Source organism: Streptomyces aurantiacus JA 4570 (assembly GCF_000414115.1).
Classification (GTDB): Bacteria; Actinomycetota; Actinomycetes; order Streptomycetales; family Streptomycetaceae; genus Streptomyces; species Streptomyces aurantiacus_A.
Window position 1 is genome coordinate 20,752 of record NZ_AOPZ01000264.1, and the last position, 22,933, is coordinate 43,684.

The 22,933-nt window shown below is 71.4% G+C and carries 17 protein-coding genes and 2 pseudogenes; 5 read left to right on the forward strand and 14 right to left on the reverse strand.

Annotated elements, in window-relative coordinates; all coding sequences use genetic code 11:
• Nucleotides 1-32: 32 nt before the first annotated feature.
• From pulA to STRAU_RS24295, 7 genes and pseudogenes are all read right to left on the reverse strand, one after another.
• Nucleotides 33-2,618, reverse strand: a pseudogene (gene pulA, locus STRAU_RS24265) (pullulanase-type alpha-1,6-glucosidase); the annotation flags it as partial.
• A gap of 232 nt (nt 2,619-2,850) precedes the next feature.
• A pseudogene (locus STRAU_RS24270) lies at nt 2,851-4,266 on the reverse strand (alpha-amylase); the annotation flags it as partial.
• 196 nt (nt 4,267-4,462) lie between these two features.
• On the reverse strand, nt 4,463-5,533 hold the full coding sequence (locus STRAU_RS24275; protein WP_016643031.1) for a LacI family DNA-binding transcriptional regulator: 1,071 nt from the start codon (nt 5,531-5,533) through the stop codon (nt 4,463-4,465).
• The gene (locus tag STRAU_RS24280; RefSeq protein ID WP_016643032.1) at nt 5,521-7,239 is read right to left on the reverse strand and encodes a glycoside hydrolase family 13 protein; all 1,719 of its coding nucleotides are present in this window, start codon (nt 7,237-7,239) and stop codon (nt 5,521-5,523) included. The genes STRAU_RS24275 and STRAU_RS24280 overlap by 13 nt, the downstream gene beginning before the upstream one ends.
• Nucleotides 7,240-7,308: 69 nt before the next feature.
• Entirely contained in the window at nt 7,309-8,187 is an 879-nt protein-coding gene (locus STRAU_RS24285; protein ID WP_052029223.1) for a sugar ABC transporter permease, read from the reverse strand.
• Nucleotides 8,188-8,192: 5 nt separating this feature from the next.
• Nucleotides 8,193-9,212: a carbohydrate ABC transporter permease gene (locus tag STRAU_RS24290; protein WP_016643034.1), complete on the reverse strand. Its 1,020-nt coding sequence runs from the start codon at nt 9,210-9,212 to the stop codon at nt 8,193-8,195.
• Nucleotides 9,213-9,214: 2 nt separating this feature from the next.
• Nucleotides 9,215-10,492 carry an extracellular solute-binding protein gene (locus STRAU_RS24295; protein WP_016643035.1) on the reverse strand — a complete coding sequence of 426 codons (1,278 nt, stop codon included), beginning with the start codon at nt 10,490-10,492 and terminating at the stop codon, nt 9,215-9,217.
• 277 nt (nt 10,493-10,769) lie between these two features.
• Here STRAU_RS24295 and STRAU_RS24300 point away from each other — a divergent pair, with 277 nt between their 5' ends.
• Nucleotides 10,770-11,837 carry a LacI family DNA-binding transcriptional regulator gene (locus STRAU_RS24300; RefSeq protein WP_016643036.1) on the forward strand — a complete coding sequence of 356 codons (1,068 nt, stop codon included), beginning with the start codon at nt 10,770-10,772 and terminating at the stop codon, nt 11,835-11,837.
• Here STRAU_RS24300 and STRAU_RS40515 read toward each other — a convergent pair.
• Complete coding sequence (locus STRAU_RS40515; RefSeq protein WP_078621443.1) at nt 11,740-12,543, reverse strand: TetR/AcrR family transcriptional regulator; 804 nt, start codon at nt 12,541-12,543, stop codon at nt 11,740-11,742. The genes STRAU_RS24300 and STRAU_RS40515 overlap by 98 nt on opposite strands.
• A 118-nt stretch (nt 12,544-12,661) precedes the next feature.
• On the opposite strand from STRAU_RS40515, the gene STRAU_RS24305 reads away from it, so the two are divergent.
• Together STRAU_RS24305 and STRAU_RS24310 are read left to right on the forward strand one after the other, a co-directional pair.
• On the forward strand, nt 12,662-13,363 hold the full coding sequence (locus tag STRAU_RS24305; RefSeq protein WP_016643037.1) for an NAD(P)-dependent oxidoreductase: 702 nt from the start codon (nt 12,662-12,664) through the stop codon (nt 13,361-13,363).
• Nucleotides 13,364-13,398: 35 nt separating this feature from the next.
• A complete protein-coding gene (locus tag STRAU_RS24310) occupies nt 13,399-13,821 on the forward strand; it encodes an ArsR/SmtB family transcription factor (RefSeq protein WP_016643038.1) in 423 nt (140 codons plus the stop codon).
• Nucleotides 13,822-13,854: 33 nt separating this feature from the next.
• On the opposite strand, the gene STRAU_RS24315 is transcribed toward STRAU_RS24310, so the two are convergent.
• The 4 genes from STRAU_RS24315 to STRAU_RS24330 all read right to left on the reverse strand — a co-directional run bounded on the left by STRAU_RS24315 (nt 13,855) and on the right by STRAU_RS24330 (nt 19,318).
• Nucleotides 13,855-14,652 (reverse strand): hypothetical protein, encoded by a 798-nt coding sequence (locus tag STRAU_RS24315; protein WP_016643039.1) that lies wholly within the window; start codon nt 14,650-14,652, stop codon nt 13,855-13,857.
• A 218-nt stretch (nt 14,653-14,870) separates the two neighbouring features.
• On the reverse strand, nt 14,871-15,752 hold the full coding sequence (locus tag STRAU_RS42455) for a hypothetical protein (RefSeq protein WP_016643040.1): 882 nt from the start codon (nt 15,750-15,752) through the stop codon (nt 14,871-14,873).
• A gap of 300 nt (nt 15,753-16,052) precedes the next feature.
• Nucleotides 16,053-17,477, reverse strand: coding sequence for an ABC transporter ATP-binding protein (locus STRAU_RS24325; protein WP_016643041.1), 1,425 nt, complete (start codon nt 17,475-17,477; stop codon nt 16,053-16,055).
• A gap of 86 nt (nt 17,478-17,563) precedes the next feature.
• The gene (locus tag STRAU_RS24330; protein WP_037661574.1) at nt 17,564-19,318 is read right to left on the reverse strand and encodes an ABC transporter permease; all 1,755 of its coding nucleotides are present in this window, start codon (nt 19,316-19,318) and stop codon (nt 17,564-17,566) included.
• A gap of 451 nt (nt 19,319-19,769) precedes the next feature.
• On the opposite strand from STRAU_RS24330, the gene STRAU_RS24335 reads away from it, so the two are divergent.
• Nucleotides 19,770-20,504 carry an MgtC/SapB family protein gene (locus STRAU_RS24335; RefSeq protein ID WP_016643043.1) on the forward strand — a complete coding sequence of 245 codons (735 nt, stop codon included), beginning with the start codon at nt 19,770-19,772 and terminating at the stop codon, nt 20,502-20,504.
• Nucleotides 20,505-20,535: 31 nt separating this feature from the next.
• Here STRAU_RS24335 and STRAU_RS24340 read toward each other — a convergent pair whose 3' ends face one another.
• Nucleotides 20,536-20,994, reverse strand: a complete 459-nt coding sequence (locus STRAU_RS24340) for a MarR family winged helix-turn-helix transcriptional regulator (RefSeq protein ID WP_016643044.1) — start codon at nt 20,992-20,994, stop codon at nt 20,536-20,538.
• A gap of 102 nt (nt 20,995-21,096) precedes the next feature.
• On the opposite strand from STRAU_RS24340, the gene STRAU_RS24345 reads away from it, so the two are divergent.
• Entirely contained in the window at nt 21,097-21,891 is a 795-nt protein-coding gene (locus STRAU_RS24345; protein ID WP_037661577.1) for a dioxygenase family protein, read from the forward strand.
• Nucleotides 21,892-21,956: 65 nt separating this feature from the next.
• On the opposite strand, the gene STRAU_RS24350 is transcribed toward STRAU_RS24345, so the two are convergent.
• Nucleotides 21,957-22,892, reverse strand: coding sequence for a hypothetical protein (locus STRAU_RS24350; protein WP_037661579.1), 936 nt, complete (start codon nt 22,890-22,892; stop codon nt 21,957-21,959).
• Nucleotides 22,893-22,933: the final 41 nt, after the last annotated feature.

Consider the following 22,933-nt stretch of genomic DNA (forward strand, 5'->3'; position numbering starts at 1 on the left):
AACGCGGGGACAGACAGGCGCGCGGAGGCCGGTCAGCCGCGCCGGAAGACGGCGACCGTGCGCGCGGGCACGTGGAAGGTTCCGGACCTCCGCGCGTACGAGGCCGACTTGACCACCTCGTCGGCGCCCCGCGCCTGCACGGGGTGCAGCGAGTACGCCGCGCCTTCGAGCGCCGCGACGCGCTGCGTACGCTCCTGCGGCGTCGCGTTGAAGACGACCACCAGGTCACCGAGGCGCATCGTGATCACACCCGGGGTCTCCCCCGGGGTCCCGGACAGCGGGAAGGACAGCGCCTTCTGCACCTGGCCGGTCGTCGCCAGTGAGAACGCCGGCTCGGTGGCGCGGAGCTTCAGCAGGTCCCGGTACGCGGCCGAGGCGCCGCCGATCTCCGCGCAGCCCGGCGACAGCGCCGGGTCGGCCAACAGGGGCTTGCCGTAGGGCCACTTGTTCTTGTTGTCCGCCGCCGGCGGCAGCCCACGGCCGAAGCCGTTGCCGTCACGGCAGTCCCAGTGGATCGCGTTGAACCAGTCCCCGCTGTCGTAGGAGTTGCGGTCGAGGGACTTGGAGCGCAGCAGGTCGCTGCCCGCCTGATAGAGCGCCGGGCCCTGCGAGAGGGTCGCCGTGGCCGAGGCGAGGACCTGCATCCGGGCCCGGTCGGCGGCCGGCGTCTGGCGGGGCAGCTTGAAGGCGAGCGCGTCGTACAGCGCCTCGTTGTCGTGGGCGTCGGCGTACGCGAGGGCGTCACCGGGAGCGGCCGCGTAGCCCGCGGGGGCGCCGTTGTAGTCGACGCCCGCGCCGGTCACCTTCCGGCCCGCGGAGTCGGTGAAGGCGTACCCGGCCAGGTTGCCGGTGAGGCCGACCTTGATCAGGTCCTGGTAGTGCAGGAGGCGGGCCTTCTGCTCGGCCGGAGTGCCGTTCGCCTTGGACGTGTTGGGGTCGGTGTGGAGGCCGCTCGCGAAGCCCTGTACACCGGGGTCCTCGTCGAACGGGCCGCCGCCGCGCACGGCGTCGCGGGCCCGGTCGGAGAAGGTGGCGATGCCCGTGCCCGCCATGTTCCGCTGCGTGGCCTGCTCGAACCGGGCGTCGTCGGCGATCTCGCCGAAGTTCCAGCCCTCGCCGTAGAGCACGATCTTCTTGCCGTCGACGCCGTCCTTCTTGGGCGTCAGCGCGTCGAGGGCCTTGCGGACGGCGAGAATGTTGGCCTTCGGATGGTGTCCCATGAGGTCGAAGCGGAACCCGTCGACCTTGTACTGCCTGGCCCAGGTGACGACGGAGTCGACGACGAGCCGGCCCATCATGGCGTTCTCGGGCGCGGTGTTCGCGCAGCAGGTGGAGGTGGCCACGGAGCCGTCCGCGAGCAGCCGCTGGTAGTAGCCGGGCACGATCTTGTCGAGGACGGACTTGTCGGCCTGGCCGCTCGCGACGGTGTGGTTGTAGACGACGTCCATCACGGTGCGCAGCCCGGCGCCGTTGAGCCCTTGCACCATCTTGCGGAACTCGACGGTGCGGCGGGTGCCTTCGGGGTCGCTCGCGTACGAGCCCTCCGGCACGGTGTAGTGCAGCGGGTCGTAACCCCAGTTGTAGGCATCCTTGGCGGCCGCCTTGCCGACGCACGCCTGCTGCTCCTCCGAGTCCGCCGCGAAGGACGCCAAGTCACAGTCGGGCACGGCCTGTTCCGACTTGCGCTCGGGGATGGTGCCGATGTCGAACGCGGGCAGCAGATGGACGTACGACGTACCGGCCTTGGCGAGCTTGCGCAGATGCCGCATGCCGTCGGACGTCCGGTCCGTGAACGCCAGGTACTGGCCCCGGTGGGCGGCGGTGCGGTCGCCGACCGAGAAGTCCCGGACGTGCAGCTCCTGGATCTGCGCGTCGCGCAGCGGTGTCGCGGGCGGCTTGCGCAGGGTCCGCCAGCCCTCGGGCGCGAGCTTCGGGTCGTCGAGGTCGACGAGCAGGCTCCGGGCGGAGTCGGTGGTGAGGGCCGTCGCGTAGGGGTCGGTGACCTTGTTGGTGACGACCTTCCGGACGCTCGGCGCCCACACCTTGACGACGTACCGGTACGGCTTGCCGTACCAGCTCTTCGGCCCCGCCGCCGACCAGACACCCGAGGCCGCGTCCCGCCGCATCGGTACGCTCCGGCCGCCGATGTCGAGCCGGACGTCCTGGGCGGTGGGCGCCCACACGGTGAGCGAGGGCCTGCCGCGGGTGAAGCCGGGGCCCAGCGCGGCCTTGGTGGCGGCGGGGGCGTAGAGGTCGTCGAGTACGCCCTGTGTCTGTACGCCGGTGGCGGCGCGCAGGTCCCCTCCGGCGGCCCGGTGAACCGCGACGACCTGACCGGTGAGGGCCGTGCGGACGCGGCCCCGGTCGCGCGGGTCGACGCGGAAGGCCGCGTAGGCCCGCAGGTGCGGGAATTTCGCCCGCTGCGCGTCGGTGAGACCTCCGGGCACCGGGTCGAGACGGATCCGGCGCGCCGCGCCGGTGAGTTCACCGTCGTCGACGGCGATCCCACCCTTCCGCGCGTACGCCAACTCCGCGTCGGCGCCCGCGCCGGTGTTCCAGGCGACGGTGTCACGATCGATCCACTGCGCCTCGGCCTTGGCGAGGTCGGGGGCGGCGGGGGCGGAGGCGGGCACCGCCACCGCGCCCGTCAGGGGCACGGTGGCGGCGACCAGAACCAGGGCCGCTGCGGCAGCGGTACGGCGTACGAAGCCGGTCACGGGCTTGCGTTCTCCTTCGGTGTAATCAGCAGGACCTAAACGGCTGCGGTGCGGAGGCGCCCTAAAGGGGCGCGGGGAACTGCGCGACCAGCCACAACGAACCCGCAGGCACAAGACGGCCTCATCCGGCACATCCAGCGGAGCGCTTCGCGCCGGTGTGCAGGGCGAGGGCAGTACCAGGGGCGACGGAAGCCGTAAACCGGCCGTCACCGCCGACAGTGACGTTCCGCCCGCTCTGCACGTCGCAGTAGACGCCCGCGGCAAGCGAGGTCTGGAACGTACGGTCCAGCGCCGAGCCCTCGTGGTTGATGACGACGTAAGCCTTGTCACCCCGGCCGAAGGCAACCGCATCGTTGCCGTTGTCCCACCAGTTGGTCACGGCCGCGCCGCGCGAGGCGTTCCGCAGCTTCACCATGCCCGCGACCTCGGGCCACGCGTGCTGGCACTTCCAGCCGTCGCTGTAACAGGAGTTCACCTGGCCGCCGTTCGGGGGCCCGGCGTCGCGGTCGGTGAACTCGAAGCCGGAGTGCACGTCCGGGGAGCCGTAGGGCCAGGCCAGCATGAACACGTGCGCCAGCGTGTGGCTCGAACCGTCCTTGTAGGTGAGGGTGTCGCCGCTGCGCTCGGTGTCGTGGTTGGCGACGAACACGGCGGACTTGCCGGAGGGCATATAACCCCAGCCCTCGCCGTAGTTCTTCAGGTACGCGAGCTTCTCGCCGGTGAAGACGCGCTTGAGGTCACGGGCGTACCGGAACTCCTGGACGTCTCCGCTGCCGAGGTACTCGTCCGGCGAGACGGCCTCGCCCGCGCCGAAGATGGCCTCCTGCTTCCAGTAGGCGTTCGGGTCGCTCAGCCGCGACTTGATGTTCTTCAGGTCGTCCGCCGCCATGTGCTTGGCGGCGTCCACGCGGAACCCGTCGACGCCGAGGGAGAGCAGGTCGTTCATGTACGCGGCGATGCGGCCGCGTACATGGTCCTCGCCGGTGTCGAGGTCCGCGAGGCCGACGAGCTCGCACTCCTGGACGTTGAAGCGGTCCTGGTAGTTGCTGATCGGCGTGGTGCAGTTGTCGAAGTCGGGCCGCGAGTAGATGCCCGGGTAGTCGTACTTCGTGTACGAAGTACCGCCGGTGCCGGTGCCGTTCCCGGCCGCCATGTGGTTGATCACCGTGTCGACGACGACCTTCACACCGGCGGAGTGGCAGGTGTCGACCATGTTCTTGAAGGCCGCCCGGTCACCGAGGCGGCCGCCGATCTTGTAGCTGACGGGCTGGTACGAGGTCCACCACTGGGGGCCCTGGATGTGCTCCTGCGGGGGCGACACCTGGACGTAGCCGTAGCCGTCGGGGCCGAGCCGGTCCGTGCACGCCTTGGCCACCGAGCTGAACTTCCACTCGAAGAGCACGGCGGTGACGTCCTTGGCGCCGGGCGGGGCGGCGGCGGCCTGCGGCGCGCCGCCGATCAGGCCCCCGCCGACGCCGGCGAGGAGAGCGAGCGTGGCGGCCTGCGATCTGCGGCCGACCGAGGGCTTGGTGCGCGTGCGACGGGTCACGGGGGCCTCCTGCGCGGGTGAAGTGGGGGGCCTTCGCGGGCAACGTGCCGTGTTCATCGGGCCGTTGAAGGATGTTGCAGCAAGATTGCGGCAATGTTTTCGGTCGTGACCGTACGACCCTCAACCACCCCGGTCAACCCTCCGCGCGCCCTCAATCCCGCGCGCACCGAACGGCCTTCACCGCCGCCGGACGCCCTCAGTGCCGCGCCTGCGCGGTCGAGCCGCGCACCACCAGTTCCGGCTGGAAGACGAACTCCGTGCGCTGCACGGGGTTTCCGTTGATCTCCTCCAGGAGGGCGCCGACCGCCGCCGAAGCCATCGCCTGCACGGGCTGGCGCACCGTGGTCAGCGGCGGGTCCGTGAACGCGATGAGCGGCGAGTCGTCGAAGCCCACCACCGAGACGTCGCCGGGCACGGCGAGACCCCGCTCCCGGGCGGCGCGGACGGCGCCGAGCGCCATCATGTCGCTGCCGCACACCACGGCGGTGCAGCCGCGGTCGAGCAGCGCGCTCGCCGCCGCGTGCCCGCCCTCGACGGTGAACAGCGTGCGCTGCACGAGCTGTTCGGCCTCCCCCTCCAGCAGGCCGACGTAGTCGTGCAGCGCCGTCGCGAACCCCTCGGCCTTGCGCCGCGAGGGGACGTAGCGCGTCGGACCGATGGCGAGACCGATCCGCTCGTGCCCCAGGTCCACGAGGTGCCGCACCGCCATCCGCACGGCCGCGCGGTCGTCGGGCGACACGAAGGACACCGGGATGTGCTCGTTGTAGCCGTTGATGAGGACGAACGGCACGCCCCTGCCCGCGAGCGCCAGATAGCGCCCGTGGTCGGCCGTGGCGTCGGCGTGCAGCCCGGACAGGAACACGATGCCGCTGACACCGCGCTCCTCCAACTGCTCCACCAGCTCGTCCTCGGTGGCGCCGCCCGGCATCTGCGTACACAGCATCGGCGTGTAGCCGTGCCCGGCGAGCACCTGCTCCACGACCTGCGCGAACGCCGGGAAGATCGGGTTGGTCAGCTCGGGGATCACCAGGCCGACCAGGCCCGCGCTGCGGCGTCTCAGGCGCAACGGCCGTTCGTAGCCGAGCACGTCGAGCGCGGCGAGCACGCGGCGCCGGGTGGCGGCCGCGACGCCCGCCTTGCCGTTCAGGACGCGGCTCGCCGTGGCCTCGCTGACCTCGGCCTGGGCGGCGATGTCCGCGAGCCGCGGGGCGCCCCGGCCCCCGCCCTCGGAGGCCCCCGGCGCCGACGTCGTCGTCACACCGCCCACCAGGCGGTGGTGTCGGCGGGCAGCTCCACATCGCCGTCACCCACGTCGACGGGGCCGCTGGCGAGCAGCAGTCGGCCCGGTGCCGTCAGCCGCACGGGTTCGCCCGTGGTGTTGGCGGTGCACGCGAAGTCCTCGCGGCGGAAGGCCAGCACCCCCTCGGGGGCTTCGGTCCACTGCAGCGCGTCGCCCGCGCCGAGCCCCGGCTGGGTGCGGCGCGTCTGCAAAGCCTTGCGGTAGAGCTCCAGCGTCGAGGTGGGGTCGCCGGTCTGCGCCTCGACGCTCAGCTCGCCCCAGCCCGCGGGCTGCGGCAGCCAGCTCCCGCCGGTGCCGAAGCCGTACGACGGTCCCTCGACGGTCCACGGGATCGGCACCCGGCAGCCGTCGCGGAACCCGTCCTGGCCCTGCGCCCGGTGGAACGACGGGTCCTGGCGGACCTCGTCGGGCAGATCGGTGACGTCGGGCAGGCCGAGTTCCTCGCCCTGGTAGAGGTAGGCGGAGCCGGGCAGCGCCAGCATCAGGAGGGTCGCGGCGCGGGCCCGGCGCAGGCCGAGCGCGCGGTCGCCCGCGGTGCGCAGCTGGGTGCCGAGGCCCGGCGGGTTGGCGAAGCGCGTGGCGTGCCGGGTCACGTCGTGGTTGGAGAGCACCCAGGTGGCGGGCGCGTCGACGGGGCGCATGGCGGCCAGCGAGCTGTCGATGACCTCGCGCAGCTCGGCGGCGTCCCAATGGGTGCCCAGGTACTGGAAGTTGAATGCCTGGTGCATCTCGTCGGGACGTACGTAGTGCGCGGTGCGCTCGACGGTGGGCGTCCACGCCTCGGCGACCAGCACTCGCCCGCCCGTCTCCCGCCCCCGCCCTTCCAAGGAAGGCCCTTCGGGCCCTATTTCATTTTCCGCATATTCCGCAAGGACGTGCCGCCAGCTGCGGTAGATCTCGTGCACGCCGTCCTGGTCGAAGAACGGCATGGTGTCGTTGCCGAGCAGCTTCAGCTGGTCGTGGTGGCCGATGTCGGGCAGCCCCTCGGCCTTGACCAGGCCATGGGCGACGTCCACCCGGAAGCCGTCGACGCCCATGTCGAGCCAGAAGCGCAGGATGGAGCGGAACTCGTCGCGTACGGCGGGGTGTTCCCAGTTGAAGTCGGGCTGCTCGGGCGCGAACAGGTGGAGGTACCACTCGCCGGGCGCGCCGTCCGGGTCCGTGGTGCGGGTCCAGGCGGGGCCGCCGAAGATGGACTCCCAGTCGTTGGGCGGCAGTTCCCCGTCGGCGCCCTTGCCGGCCCGGAAGTGGTAGCGGTCCCGCAGCGGCGAGCCGGGGCCCTCCTTCAGGGCCCGCTGGAACCAGTCGTGCCGGTCGGAGGAGTGGTTGGGCACCAGGTCCACGATGATGCGCAGGCCCAGGGCGTGCGCGTCCCGGATGACCGCGTCGGCGTCGTGGAGGGTGCCGAACATCGGGTCGATGGCGCGGTAGTCGGCGACGTCGTAGCCCGCGTCGGCCTGCGGCGAGGCGTAGAACGGGCTGAGCCAGACGGCGTCGACGCCGAGGTCCCTGAGGTGCGGCAGACGGGCCCGGATGCCCTCGAGGTCGCCCATGCCGTCGCCGTTGCCGTCGGCGAAGCTGCGCGGATAGACCTGGTAGATCACCGCGTCGCGCCACCAGTCCGTACGCGTGCCGGAGTCAGGGGCGGCAGGGGCAGCGAGATGCTGGGTCATGTGTTCCCTGGGAGGTCGAGTCTGTGGGCGGATCGAAAGGGGAGCTTCAGAGGTTCGTCGCGCCGGAGTTCAGGACTTCGTCGCGCCGGCCGTCAGTCCGGAGACGAGGTGGCGCTGCACGAAGCCGAAGATCACCGCCGCGGGCACCGCGACGATCACGGCCGCGGCCGTCAGCGAACCCCAGTCGCTGGTGTACTGGTTGACGAAGGTCTGCAGGCCGCCCGCGAGGGTGAGGTTCTCCTCGCCGGTCATGAAGGCGGAGGCGTAGGCGACCTCGGCCCAGCCGGTGATGAAGCTGTAGAAGCCGGTCACGGCCAGGCCGGGCTTGGCGAGCGGCATGATGAGCCGCCAGAAGGTGCCGAACGGGTTGAGGCCGTCCACCCGGCCCGCCTCGTCGATCTCCACGGGGATGGTGTCGAAGTAGCCCTTCATCATCCACGCGGAGAACGGCACGGCGATCGTCAGATACGTGAGGACCAGGCCCATGGGCTGGTTGAGCAGCTCCATGCTCGCGAGCAGGTTGTACAACGGCACGATGAGCACGGCCACGGGGAACATCTGCGTGATCAGCAGCAGCCACATCAGGGGCCGCATGCCGGGGAACTTGAACCGGCTGACGGCGTACCCGGTGGTCGCCGAGATGAAGACGCCGATGACGGTGGTCAGCCCCACCACGAACAGGGAGTTGCCGACCCAGCTCAGGAACTCGGTGTCGTTCAGCACGTGGTCGTAGTTGCCGAAGGTGAAGTCCTTCACGAGCGCCGTGGAGAACGCCTCGCTCTTCGGTTTGAACGAGGTGACGAGCAGCCACAGCGGCGGCAGGACCGCGACCGCGCTGGCGATCAGGAGCGTGACGTGCAGGGCGACGGAGGCCAGCGGGCCGCGCTCGCCGCGCGGCCTGATCCTGCCCTTGCGCGGGGCCCCGGGTGTGGCCGAGGTGGTTTTCATGGCGGTCACCACACCTCTCCTTGCTTGCGGAGCGCGCGGCGGTAGACCACCGCGAAGAGCGAAAGGAGCAGCAGGATGAGCACGCCCCAGGCCGCGGACCCGGCGAAGTCGCGCGGGCTGACGACGAACGAGAGCCGGTAGGCGTACGTCACCAGGATCTCCGTCGCGTCCCCTGGCCCGCCCCGGGTGAGCAGGAAGATCACCGGGAACATGTTGAAGGTCCAGATGGCGCTGATCAGGATGACGGTGCTGCTCACCGAGCGCAGGCCCGGCAGCGTGATGTGCCGGAAGCGCTGCCAGGCGTTCGCGCCGTCCATCTCGGCGGCCTCGTACAGCTCGCCGGGGATGGACTGCAGTCCGCCGAGCATGGCGACCAGCATGAAGGGCACGCCGAGCCAGACGTTGACGGCGATCACCGAGAGCTTCGCCCAGGTGGGGTCGTTGAGCCACGGGATCGCGTCGATGCCGCCGCCCGCGAGGATCTTGTTGAGGATGCCGCTCTTCTCGTTGAAGAGCAGCCGCCAGGTGAAGACCGAGACGAACGCGGGCACCGCCCACGGCAGGATGAGGGCCATCCGGTAGAAGGAGCGGCCCTTCAGCTTGCGGTTGAGCATGTTCGCGAGGGCGAGGCCGAACACGAACGACAGGGCGACGCAGGAGACCGTCCATATGACGGTCCAGGACAGCCGGTCCCAGAAGACGCCGTCGTCGAGGATGGCCGTGTAGTTGTCCAGGCCGACCGATTCGTACGTCGCCGGGATGTGGTTGACGCCGATGGTGCGCTCGACGTTCGCCTCGTTGGCGTCCGTCGTCGACAGGTACACGCCGCGCAGCAGCGGATAGCCGACGATCACGCCGATGACGGCCACCACGGGGGCGACCATGGCCCAGGCGTACCAGTGGGTGCTGAGCGCCCTGCGCAGGCGGCCAGAGTTTCCGGAGGGCTTGCCGTTCCGCCGGCCGGGGCCGTGGACGCGCCGGGCGTCCACGGCCTCGGTCACGGAGTGGCCGCTGTCGACCGCCATGCCTACTTGTAGTCCTTCAGGAGCTTGCGGTAGGCGTCGCCGATGTTCTTGGCTCCGTCACCGGGCGACGTGCTGCCGTTCAGCACCTTCCCCATCTGCAGCCGGATCGGCTCGAAGAGGGAGTTGGCCTCGGGGATCCAGGGGCGCTGCACCGACTTGTCGACGGCCGGCTTGAAGAACTGGACCATCTGGTTGTTCTTGACCGACGGCACCTCGTAGACGGAGGTGCGGGTGGGCAGCAGGCTCAGCTTCTCGGTGGTCTGCTGCTGCACCTTCGCGGAGCTCATGTACTTGATGAACTCGTAACTGGCGTCGAGGTTCTTGGAACCGGCGTACGCGGCGAGGTTCCAGCCGCCCTGCGGCGACGCCTGGCGGGCGCTGCCGCCCGGGACGGGCGCGACACCGAGGTTGCCCTTGCCCGCGGAGCCCTTGAACTGCTTGCCCTGCAGGGCGCCCTCGATGGACCAGGGGCCGTCGAGCGCCATCGCGACGTCGCCGTCCTTGAAGGCGTTGAGCTGGTTGTTGTAGCCGTCGCTGGCGTCGGTGACCGCGGCCTTGGAGTCGACCAGGTCCTTCATCACCTTGAAGGCGGCGGCGCCTTCGGCGTCGTCGACGGTGATCTCCTTCTTCTTGGTGTCGAGGAGGTCACCGCCCTCTCCGTAGAGGTACGGCAGGTAGAAGTACGGGTCGTCCCCGCGCAGGTAGAGCCCGGTCTTGCCGGACTTCGACTTGATCTTCTTCGCGGCCGTCCTGACCTCGTCGAAGCTCTTGGGGACCGCGACGCCCGCGTCCTTGAGCATCTTCTTGTTGTAGAAGAGCGCGAGGGTGTCGATGGTCTGCGGCGCCGCGTACGTCTTGCCCTTGAACCTGGTGCTCGCGGCGGCCTGCGGGAGGAAGTCGTCCGGCTTGTCGAGCGCGGGCGTGTTCTCCAGGGGCGCGAGGTAGCCGAGGTTGGCGAAGTCGGCCACCCAGGCGACCTCGGTGCGCATCACGTCGGGGGCGCCGGAGTTGCCGCCGGCGGCATTCTTGAACTTGGCGTTGGCCTCGCCGAACGGCACGTTCACGTACTTGACCTCGACGCCCGGGTGGAGCTTCTCGAAGCCCTTGGCCAGCTTCTGGTACGTGGCCTTCTCGGCGTCGTTCGAGGTGTCCCAGAAGGTGACGGTCCCGGAGAGCTTGCCTCCGCTCTTCTTCCCGCTGTCACCGTCGTCGCCGCCGCACGCTGCCGCTGTCATCGCCAGGGCTGCGACCAGTGCGGTGGCCGCTATGCCACGCCGCATGTGAACTCCTTCAACTGGTCCCGGAATGGCCCGGAATGAGGAGAGACGAAGAGGTGCCTCCTGCAGGCCGCACTCGAGGCGGCGCCGGGTTGGCAGGAACGTAACAGGCTTGAAAACGTCCCGAAAGACCTTGCGAGAAATTTCTGCAAGAGCACCGGATCGTTACCGCCGCGTGTCCTTGGGATTTCCGTCCGGCCCGGACTCGGCCAGGTCAGAGCGCCCTGCAAGCTTGCGCAACAAGTGGGCAGACCCCCGGTCGGCCTGTACAGTCCCGTCCATGACCGCGCGGCTCGTCGACATCGCAGCACAGGCAGGGGTCAGCGAAGCCACCGTCAGCCGGGTGCTCAACGGCAAGCCCGGCGTGGCCGCGGCCACCCGCGAGGCCGTCCTGGCCGCGCTCGACGTGCTCGGCTACGAACGGCCCGTCCGGCTGCGCCGGGGCACCAGCGCGGGCCTGGTCGGCCTGATCACGCCCGAGCTGGACAACCCGATCTTCCCCGCGCTCGCCCAGGTGATCGGCCAGGCCCTGACGCGGCAGGGCTATACGCCGGTGCTCGCCACCCAGACCCCCGGCGGCTCCACCGAGGACGAGCTGACCGAGATGCTGGTGGACCGCGGTGTCGCCGGGATCATCTTCGTGTCCGGGCTGCACGCCGACACCACCGCGGACATGGAGCGCTACGCGGCGCTGCGCGCCAAGGGCGTCCCCCACATCCTGGTCAACGGCTTCTCCCCCAAGGTCGACGCGCCGTTCGTCTCCACCGACGACCGGGCCGCGACCCAGCTCGCCGTGCGGCATCTCGCCTCGCTCGGCCACACCCGCGTCGGCCTCGCGGTCGGCCCCCGGCGGTTCGTGCCGGTGGTCCGCAAGATCGAGGGCTTCCGGCTCGGCCTGCGCGAGCGGCTCGGCCTGTCCCCCGCCGAGGCCGACGAGCTGGTCCAGCACTCCCTCTACACCCTGGAGGGCGGTCAGGCCGCGGCGACGGCTCTGATCGCCAAGGGCTGCACCGGCATCGTCTGCGCCAGCGACATGATGGCGCTCGGCGCCGTCCGGGCCGCCCGCGAGCAGGGCCTCGACGTGCCCCGCGACGTCTCGGTGGTCGGCTTCGACGACTCCCCGCTCATCGCCTTCACCGACCCGCCGCTGACCACGATCCGCCAGCCCGTCCAGGCCATGGGCCAGGCCACGGTGCGCACGCTCCTGGAGGAGATCGGCGGCACCCCTGCGCCGCACAGCGAGTTCGTGTTCATGCCGGAGCTGGTGGTGCGGGGGTCCACGGCTTCGGGGCGGCGCGGGGGCTCCGCGGCGACGGTCCGTCCGCCGGGCCGACGCCCAACGAGCTGACGAGCTGGGCCAGTTCCTCGCGGAACAGCTTGTCCGGGCTCGCCGTCTGGCCGCGCAGGTGGCCGTAGATCTCCAGGGACACCAGGCCGTGCAGGCGGCCCCAGATGCGCAGGGCCAGGGCCACCGCCGCCGGGGGCAGGTCGGGGAACGCGGGGCGGACCTTGTCGAGCAGCCCCGGCTCGAAGTCGGACCACGCGAAGTCGCTGTCCGCGTACAGGTGTTGGACATGCGGCCAGGCGGCGGCCGCGAGGGCCGTCAGACCGGTGCAGACCCGGCGGGCGGCGTCGGGCGCGGCGCCCGGCGCCGGAGCGCGGTAGCCGGGGACGGGGTCGCCGTAGATGAGCCGGAAACCCTCGGGGTTGGCCAGGGCCCAGCCCCGGAACGCCTCCGCCCATGCCTGGATGCGCGCGGCCGGGCCCTTGCGTGACGCGTCCTTCCAGGCGGCGTCGACGGTGTCGGCCAGAGCCGTGTACACGTCGTTCACCAGCGCCGTGACCAGGTCGTCCCGGGTGGCGAAGTATCCGTAGATCGCGTTGGCGGTCATGCCCATCTCGCGGGCGATGGCCCGCAGCGTGATGGCGTCCGGACCGCCCGTCGCCATCAGGCCGAGCGCGACCTCCTTGATCTCCGCCGTGGTCTCGGCGCGCAGCCGCGCACGGCGCCCGCCGCTTCCGCTACGTCCCGTGCTTTCGGTGCTGATCCCCACGACGGCCACTGTACAGGCCCCCAGATTCTGATTGCCGTACGGAAACTTCACGCCATATAGTCACTGCACGCCGTGCACTCACATGGGGGCGCGGAAGCATCAGGCACAGGGGAGAGCCATGCACATCGGAGTCATCGGGGCCACGGGCACCATCGGCAGCCGCGTCGTCACCGAGGCCCTCGGGCGGGGGCACACGGTCACGGCGTTCAGCCGGGACGCCTCCCGCGTCACGGAGGACCGGCCGAACATCACGTGGCGGAGCGTCGACGTGTTCGACGCCGCGAGTGTCGCCGGGGCGCTGCCCGGCATGGACGTACTGATCAGCGGCTATCAGCCGGGCAACGCGGCCCGGGACATGGCCGACACGCTGCGCCGCTCGATCGCCGATCCGACCGTGTACGCCACGGCGGCGCGGGCCCTGCTCAAGGCACTGGAGAGCCACCCCCGCACCCGGCTCGTCGTGATCGGCGGGGCGGGCAGCCTGGAGATCGCGCCCGGCGTCGTCCACGCCGACTCCGACGACGTGGTGCGCGAGAGCCTCGACGGGCTCGGTCTGCCGCGCGAGTACGCGGTCGCGGTGCGCGGGCACCGCGAGGCCCTGAACGTCCTGCGTCTCTCCGACCGGCTGTGGACCTACTTCAGCCCGGCGGAGGACATCGCCCCCGGCGAGCGCACCGGGCGCTTCCGGGTCGGCGGCGACCATCCGGTGCTCGACGCCGAGGGGCGCAGCCGCATCTCGGCCGAGGACGCGGCGGTCGCCCTCGTCGACGAGGCGGAGCTGCCGCGCTTCGTGCAGCGGCGGTTCACGGTCGGGTACTGAGGCGGGCCGCCGGAGCCACCCGCTACCCTACTTGCATGGACGCGCAAGGACAGGCGTGGGACGCGGCGGCCGCGGACCGCGCGGTGGCGGTGCTGAAGGCGGTGGCGGATCCCTCGCGGTATCGGCTCCTGTGGGCGCTCAGCCGGCAGGAGCTGCCCGTCAGCGCGCTCGCCGAGCTGCTCGGCGCGCATGTGGCCGCGACCTCCCAGCATCTGGCGAAGCTGCGGGCCGCCGGACTCGTGGTCTCGCGCCGTGAGGGCACCCGGATCTACTACCGCGCGGCGGAGGTGCGGGGGCTGCTGGACGAGGCGGCGCTGGTGGCGGGCGCCGCCGGGGGTGGTGGCGCGGCGGCCGACGCGCCACCGGAGTCGGCGGCCACGGCCGCGCAGGAGCAGGCCGCTCCCGCGCGCCGCCGACCGGTCGGGACGGGCCGCCGCCGACCGGCCACCGAACACTAGGGACTGCCAGCACTGGCGCCTGCCCGGTGGGGCCTAGCACTCCGGCTGACGGCCCAGGGGCCCGCTGACGTACTCGACGCGCACGGAGTCGTTCTCCCGCACCACCCACAGCGTGCCCTTGGAGGGGCGCCACTTCCAGGCCACGAGGTACACGCGGTCGCCGGAGACGTAGAACAGGCGCAGGCCCGTGTAGCGGAACGCGTACGCGCTGTCCTTGCCCTTCACGTACTGGTAGCAGGACCCGTCCCCGCGGATCATGAGGTCCTTCTCGCTGAAGACCACGACGCTGGGGAACGCGGACGTGTTCACCGCTCGCGCGGCTTCCTCGGCGCGGCCGCGGCCGACGATGCCCGCGTACGAGGAGACCGCCCAGAACAGGGAGAGCAGGCACAGGACGAGGGACAGCGCCCAGATCTGGAGGCGCAGCCGCCGTTGCGCTGCGTCGGACGCGGCGTCCGGCGGGGTCCGGGTGAAGGCGTAGGCGGTCGCGAGGAGTCCGGGGATGGCGACGAGGGGGATGATCAGCTCGAAGAGGGCCGGATACAGGCGGTAGAAGGGCGCGAGGGCGGCGGGGAGCAGCCATCCCCAGCGCATGCGCCGTACGGCGGTCCCGGCCCGGCCGGGAGACTTCGTGACCCAGCGCTGGAGCCCGATGCCGGCGAGCAGGGCGCCGACGAGCAGCAGGGCGGGCAGGAAGAGGGGCTCGACGCTGCGCAGCAGGTAGTCGCTGGTGGAGAGGCGGAAGATGCTGTCGTGCAGGCCGAGGGCGCGGGTCTCCGCGTCGGTGCTGGCCCAGCCGAAGTAGAAGAGGACGGCCGCGAGCAGGGACACCAGTGAGCCTACGGTGCCTAGGAGTTCCATCCAGCTGGGGCGTTCGGGGGCCTCTGGTTCCGGGGCTGGGGCCGGTGCCGGCTCTGGTTCCGGTGGCGGTTCTGGTTCCGGTGCCGGTTCTGGTTCCGGCTGCGGAGGAGAGGGGGCAGGTACAGGGGTACGCGTGCCCCGGAGGCGGGCTGTCAGTGATCTGAACCAGGGACCGTCGTCCGGCGTGGTCATGGTCTGGGGGCGGTGATCTCGATGGTGCCCCCGTCCAGGGTGACGGATCCGGCTGTCAGGGTGAGCGGCGCACCCCCCGTGGGCATGTCCGCGGGCACGTGGAAGTTCACGGTGGCGTTGTGGCAGCAACCGGCGTCCGGGTTGCCTTCGTTGACTTCGACCTTGGGCTCACGGCTTCCCAGCCGGATCGTCACCGCGCTGGGCCAGGTCCCGGTCACCGACACCCTGGTTCCCCGAGCCACCTTCCTGTCGGACACCCTGGTGATGACCGCCGGGCAGGCCCGAACCCCATTCGACGCGGGGCGAATTCGAACTCTGCCGTTCGGATGTGCGACGCGGAATTCGGCCAGCGCCTTCAGCGTCCCGTGGCCCGCCCTGAACTTGCAGTCTCCCGACGACGTATTCCTGACGGCGGAGTACGCGTCGATCACCTTTCGCCACTCGTCTTCCTGCCCGCCGACCGCGTGGCAGGCGGCGATCAGCCCTTCCAGGACTTTCCACGGAGCGGGATTGCTCTGCCACCTCTCCGGACCTGCCGCGTTGTACTTGTACCTGGCCTCAGCGCATTTCCTGGACTGCACCAAGTCGTAGACGTGGTCGGTGTTGACCGAGTTCCACTGCGGGGAATTGGGGCCGAACGGAGGCCAGGAGAACTCCTTTTCGGGGGGCGGCTCGGTGGACCTGTCGCGATCCCCGCCGGAGCCGCCGTCGCCGCGCCCGCCGTCGGTCCGGCCGGGCTTCCACGTGGAGCCGCCGCCGCTGCCGGGGTCCCAGGTCGCGCCATCACGGCCCGAGCTGCCGGAGCCACCTGATCCGGACGTGCCGCCGGACGATGAACCTCCGTTCGCCGACCCGCCGTTCGCCGACCCGCCGTTCACGGAGCCACCGTCGGAGGAGGAGCCACCCTCCGAGGAAGAGTCTCCGTCCGCGCCGTCCGCGTCAGGCGCTCCCCCGCTGTGCGGCGGACCATCGGGAGCACCGCCACCCCGAGAATCGTCAGGCGAACCACACCCGGCGGTCACCAGAACACCGGAGAGAACGATCACGGAGATGGCCGTCAACGGATTCCATCTGCACGAATTCGCCCGCCCCGATAAGCCGTCGAGAAACACCTTCACCTTGCGCCCCCCACCCCCACGGCACGGCTGAGAACTGCTCAGCACACCGGCGATACGGGGTCAGATTTTAGCCGAAGCACCCTCGTCCAACCGGTACTCCTGCCGATCGGCGTCGTACGTGTAAAGCTCCGCATAGCGGCCCCAGTCCGTGGCCGTCTCCAGTTGCCGTTCCACCTGTTCGCTCGTGAAGTGGTGGGCGAGCAGGTCGCGGAAGAACCCCGCGCGCACGGCGGCGTCCGGCCGCTGCCGCAGGCTGTTGGTGATCAGCTTGACCAGCGGCACCTCGGTCGCGGCGCGGGCGAAGAGGGGCTTGGACGCCTGTACGTCGGCTCCGGCGAACTCGGTGCCCGCCTCGGTGAGGACCAGGTCGTCGCCGCTGACGCGGGCGAAGCCGAGCAGGTCGAGCGCGTCGACCTGCGGGAGCATGTCGTCGACGTCCAGGCCGAGTTCGTCGGCGAGGTCGGCCAGGTCGCAGCGGCCGCCGCGGTGCGCGACCATCTCGGCGAGGCCGGAGAGGCCGTCGACGGTGGCGGCGGGCAGCGGGGTCCCGGCGACCGTGCGCCTGTCCTGGTCGGCGGCGGGCTGGTCGGCGGGTTCGGCGCGGCCCGAGATCCGCGTCTCCTTGGCGCGGCCGGTCATGATGCGGTAGACGCGGTCGATGAGTTCCTGGAAGGCGGGCGCGTCGCGGTCGCGCGGCCGGTCCAGGCCGACCTCGACGGTCTCGCGGATGGTGCCGTAGGGGCGGGAGCCGAGGACCACGATGCGGTCGGCCATCAGGACGGCCTCCTCGATGTTGTGGGTCACCAACACGACGGCCCGCGTGGGGAATTGACCCGACTCCCACAGCTCCATCAGCTCACCGCGCAGATTCTCGGCGGTCAGGACGTCGAGCGCGGAGAACGGCTCGTCCATCATCAGCACGTCCGGCTCGACGACGAGGGCGCGGGCGAACCCGACGCGCTGCCGCATCCCGCCCGACAGCTCCTTCGGGTACGCGGACTCGAAGCCGTCGAGGCCGATCAGGTCGATGGCCTGCACGGCGGCGCGGGCCCGCTCCTCGGCGGGCACGCCCCGTGCCTCCAGGCCGAGTTCGACGTTCTGCTGCACGGTGAGCCAGGGCAGCAGGGCGAAGGTCTGGAAGACCATGGCCGTGCCGGGGTTGGCGCCGGTGAGCGGCTCGCCGCGGTAGCTGACGGTGCCGGAGCTGGCCGGGATGAGACCGGCCAGGCAGCGCAGCAGCGTGGACTTGCCTGAGCCGGACTTGCCGAGCAGCGCGACGATCTCCCCGGCGCGGACCTTCAGGTCGATGCCGGCGAGGACGGGCAGCTCGCCGTCGGCGCCCGCGTAGGACTTGGTGAGGCCCGCGGTCTCCAGGAGGACGTCGCCGTCGGCGGCGCGCGGCGGGGTGGCGACCGGGCCGGTGGGGGTGCCGGGGGCGCCCGTGGTGCCGGTCGGGAGCAGCTTGCGGAGGGCCTTGAGTGCCATGAGAGGGGCTCCAGTTCGCCGGAGGGAAAGGGAAGTCTGCGGGTGGGCGGGGGATTCGGCCCGGGCCCGGGGGCGGATCGCGCGGATCACAGGGCGTACCTCGTGTCGGCGAGGCGGTAGAGGCGCCGCCACAGCAGGCGGTTGAGCCCCACGACGTACAGGCTCATCACCGCGACGCCCGCGATCAGCCGCGGGAAGTCGCCGTCGGAGGTCGCCTGCGCGATGTACGCGCCGAGACCGGTCGCGGTCAGCGTGGTGCCGCCGAAGGTGACGACCTCGGAGACGATCGAGGCGTTCCAGGCGCCGCCGGACGCGGTGATGCCGCCGGTGACGTACGACGGGAAGATCCCGGGCAGGATCAGCCGCTTCCAGCGCTGCCGGCCGCGTACGCCCAGGTCGTCCATGGCCTCGCGCAGGTCCGTCGGGATCGACATGGCGCCGGCGATGGTGTTGAAGAGGATGTACCACTGGGCGCCGAGCGCCATCAGCAGGATGCCGCCCACGTTGATCGAAAGGCCCGTCTTGAGGAAGAACCAGACGGCGAGCGGGAAGAGGAAGTTGGCCGGGAAGCTCGCGAGCACCTGCACGATCGGCTGGGCGACGCGGGTCAGGCGCGGCGAGAAGCCGATGCGTACGCCGATGGGCACCCAGACGACGGTGGCGACGGCGACGAGCACGACGACGCGGACGAAGGTGACCAGGCCGAGGAGCAGCGGTTCGCCGAACACCCCGAGGCCGGTGCGGTCGTTGAGGTAGAAGCCGAGGTCGACCAGGCCCCAGGCGATGAGGGCGCCCGCGACGATCCCGAAGGTGAGGTCGCCGGTGCGCCTGCGCGCCGGGTCGACCGTGAGCGGCCGGTCGTCGGTGCCGAACACCCGGGCGGCGCGGCCGAGCGCGCGGCCCACGGGACGCAGCGACGCACCGAGCAGGCGGGGCCAGTGGGAGCGGCGCAGGAAGTCGAGGACGGCGGAGCGCTGGATCTCGGTCGCCTCGGACTGCTCGTTCTTGAACCGCTCCGCCCAGGCCGTCAGCGGGCGCCAGAACAGGAAGTTCACGCCGATGACCATGACGGCCATGGTGAGGATGGCCCAGCCGACCTTGCCGAGGTCGCCGTCGGTGACGGCGGCTCCGGCGTAGGAGCCGACGCCGGGCAGCGCGTAGTCCTTGTTGTTGACGCTGATCGCCTCGGACGCGACAAGGAAGAACCAGCCGCCGCCGAAGCTCATCATGCCGTTCCAGACCAGGCCGATCATCCCGGCCGGGACCTCGACCTTCCAGAACCGCATCCACTTGGTGAAGCGGAACGACCGTGACAGCTCGTCGAGTTCGCGCGGCAGCGAGGTCAGCGAGTGGTAGAAGGCGAACGTCATGTTCCATGCCTGGGAGGTGAAGATCGCAAAGATCGACGCGCATTCCAGACCCAGCATCGAGCCGGGGAACAGGGCGATGAACCCGGTCACGGCGACCGTGAGGAAACCGAGCACCGGCACGGACTGGAGGATGTCCAGGGCCGGGATGAGAATCCGCTCCAGGCGGCGGCTCTTCGCGGCGGCGTACGCGTACACGAAGGTGAAGGCGATCGACGCGGCGAGGGCGGCGAACATCCGCAGGAGCGAGCGCGCCGCGTCGTACGGCAGCGCGGACGGGTCGGTGTCCACCGCGACCGACTGATCGGTGGAGAAGCGGACGGTGGTGCCCTGGCCGACCCGCAGGACGAGGTAGAGCAGGACCAGGACGGCCGCGGCCACCACCACGTCCACCCAGGTCATCCGGGACAGGCGGCCGGCGAACCGGGAGGAGAGCGGGGCGCGCGGCGGGGCGCCGCCGGCCTTGAACGACATCACAAGAACCTCCGACCACACTCTGGGCACAGCGGTCCCCAGGCCGCTACCGCAAGGCGCGGACGGCAGCCGGGGTCACGAAGTGGGCAGGTGTGCGCACGTGAACTGGCAACAGGAAGGAGCGGCCGGGGGCGCGCGGTGTGCGCGGGGGCCGCGTCGCGCCGGTCCCGTGCCGTGCGTGCGGCGGGGAGCGGCGGATCAGGTGCTGCCGGGGAGGCAGCGGCTGCTACTGGGAGGGTCCGCGCCCATGGCTGCCTCCTTCGCGAATGCCGGGGTCGTGCCTCCGGCTGCGACGCCGGGGCCTGGTCCTTGCCTCCGGAAGTGTGCGCTTCTTTGCGTGGATACGCAAATAAGGGCACCGAGCGCCGGCCGTCACCCCGGCCCTTTGTTCTTACTTGCGTAAATATGCAAGTATGGACGCGTACCCGGCCATGCCTCAGGAGGTGCCGCCATGCAGTCCCTGACCACGTTCGACTTCGCCCTGCGCCTGGCCACCGGCGTCGGCTGCGGCGCCCTCATCGGCGTCGAGCGGCAGTGGCGCGCCCGCATGGCGGGGCTGCGCACCAACGCCCTGGTGGCGGCCGGGGCCACGCTGTTCGTCCTCTACAGCGAGGCGATGCACGACCCCACGAGCCCGACCCGGGTCGCCTCGTACGTCGTCTCCGGCGTCGGATTCCTCGGCGGCGGCGTCATCATGCGCGAGGGCGCGTCGATCCGCGGCCTCAACACGGCCGCCACGCTGTGGTGTTCGGCGGCGGTGGGCGTCCTCGCGGCCTCCGGGCGGCTGACCCTCGCGCTGCTCGGCGCCGCCACCGTCGTCGGCGTGCACCTCGTCCTGCGGCCCACCAGCCGCCTGATCGACCGGGCCCCGCAGGGCAACGACGACACCACTGCGCACGTCACCTTCCACGTCACCTGCGACCGCCGCGACGAGGCCCACATCCGCGCGCTGCTCGTCCAGCTGCTCAGCAGCGCCGATCCGCGCCTCGCGGGGCTGCGCATCCGGCGCGGCGAGGACGACGGCACGACCACGCTGGAGGCCGCGGTCGTCATCGACGGCGCTCCCGGCGCGGACATGGAGCAGCTCGTGTCGCGCCTCTCCCTGGAGCCGGGCGTCCGCGACCTGCACTGGCACGTCGCCGACCAGGACGAGCAGGCCCGCGCGGAGCGCGAGGCGCTGGTCTGAGCCGGAGCCCCGCCGGGCGGCGTCCCCTGAGTCACCCTCCGCCCAGCCTCCGCACAACCTCCTCAAGGCCCTCCCGCACGGCCCGGCCCCGGTCGTCGCCGAGGACGTCGATCAGCTGGTCGCGGACGACCCGGACGTGGCCGGGCGCGGCCCGCTCCAGGCGTGCGCGGCCCGCGTCGGTGAGGACGGCGTGGACGCCGCGCACGTCGTCGGCGCACGAGCGGCGGCGCACCAGGCCCGCCTTCTCCATCTGCGTGATCTGGTACGTGAGTCCGCTCTTGGTGGTGACCAGGGCGCCGGCGAGTTCGCTCATGCGCAGCTCGCCGCCCTCGGCGGCGGACAGCCGCACCAGCACCTCGTACTGCACATGGGACAGCCCCGACTCGGCCTTGAGCTGCTCCTCGACGCGCCGGTCGAGGAGCGCCCCGGCCGTGAGGAATGCCTGCCAGAGGGCCATCTCGTCGTCGTTCAGCCATTGCGTGTCGCCCATGGGAGCAGCGTACGCCTGTTGTTCAAATTCGAACCATCGAGTACGGTCGGCATGCGTATGTGCTTCAAATTTGAATCACACCCGCACGTCAAGGAGGCGACCATGACCACCGCTCCCCCGGAACGCCCGCCATCGCGCATGCCTGCCCTCTTCATGAGCCACGGCGGCCCGACCCTCGCCGAGGACGCCTTCTGGCCCGGCCAGCTCGCCCGGTGGGGCGCGGGGCTGCCGCGCCCGACGGCGATCCTGATGGTTTCCGCCCACTGGGAGGAGGCCCCGCTCGCACTCGGCGCGACCACCACCGTGCCGCTGGTCTACGACTTCTGGGGCTTCCCCGAGCACTACTACCGCATCCAGTACGCCGCGCCCGGCGCCCCCGGGCTCGCCGAGCAGGTCCGGGGCCTGCTGCGCGCCCCGGGCATGCCGGTGCACGACCTGCCCGAGCGCGGCCTCGACCACGGCGCGTACGTCCCGCTGCGGGAGATGTACCCGGACGCGGACATCCCGGTGCTCCAGATGTCCCTGCCGACGCTGGAACCGAAGAAGCTGATGGACATCGGCCGCAGGCTCGCGCCGCTGCGCGACGAGGGCGTACTGATCGTCGGCAGCGGCTCCTTCACGCACAATCTGCGCGCCATCAACCCGCAGAACGAAGTCCCCTCCCCCCTGGCCGAGTTCGACGACTGGGGGCGCCGGGCCCTGGAGGCCGGTGACGTCGACGCGCTGCTGGACTTCGCGCAGAAGGCCCCGGCCGCCCAGTACGCCCACCCCCGCGAGGAGCACTTCGTGCCGCTGGCGGTCACGCTCGGCGCTGCGGCGGACGACCTGGACAGCCCGCGGAGCGTCATCGAGGGCACCTGGCTGGGGTTGTCGAAGCGGTCGGTGCAGTTCGGCTGAGGGCCTGGTTCATTCGGCTGAGGGCCTGGTTCAAAGGCAGGCTCTCGGGGCCCGCCGCGCCGGTCTCACCCGTGCTGCCAACCCCGGTCGGTGCGCACCAGTTCCGTGAAACCGAGCGCCGTCAGGCGTGCGATCGCTTCCGGGTCGTCGGCCGCCTCGTAGGCGAGCAGCCGGTCGGCTCCGGCGAGGCGCAGCCACTCGGCGGCTTCGCCCAGGAGCCAGGCGTCCAGGGCGTCGATGCCGTGGCCCGGCTCGGTGCGGAAGTTGCCGACGTCGGCCAGCGAGCCGTTGCGGGCCTGGCGTTCGGGGCGGCCGAGCGCGGTGTCGACCTCGATGAAGCCCAGGTCGCGCCCGTCGGCATGCGCGGTCAGCCGCGTACCGCACTCTCCGAGGGTGCGGCGGACGGCCAGGCCCGGCAGCGGCGGCGGGGTGCGCCGCAGGTCGGGCACGGCGGCGATCAGGACGACCTCGGTGTCGCCGGTGTGCCGGAATCCGGCGCGCTCGTAGGCGGCGCGGACGTGGGGCCAGGCGCGCGGCAGGCCGTAGACGGCGGGGGCGGGCAGCGCGCCGTCGGCCGCGCGGGCGCGCACGTCCCAGCGGGCGAGCTGCGCGAGGCAGGCGCTCATGAGCAGGTCCGCGGCCGTGTCGGCGTCCGGCCAGAAGGACGCGGCCGGGTGGCAGACGAACCAGTTGATCTCGCCCAGGTCGCGGTAGTCAGGGCCGACGTCGGCGCCGTCCCGGTAGCGCAGCAGATGCGCGGCGGCCACGACGAACGCGCGCTGCTCGGCGACCAGCGTGACGCGCTCGGCCACCCACGGGTCGGTGATGAACTCGTCGGGCTGCCGCGCGAGATGGCCGAGGACGGTGTTCACGGACACGGAGACGCCGGGCACGACGGCGGCGACGTGGCTGTTCACCAGCTCGGTGAGCTGGTCGCGGTCGTCGCGGTGGAAGGGGCGTACCTGGAGCGCGGACGCGGACACGCGTGGGGACGCGGACATGCGGGGACCTCCCGGTCGGGCTTCGGATGCTTCAGGAGGCC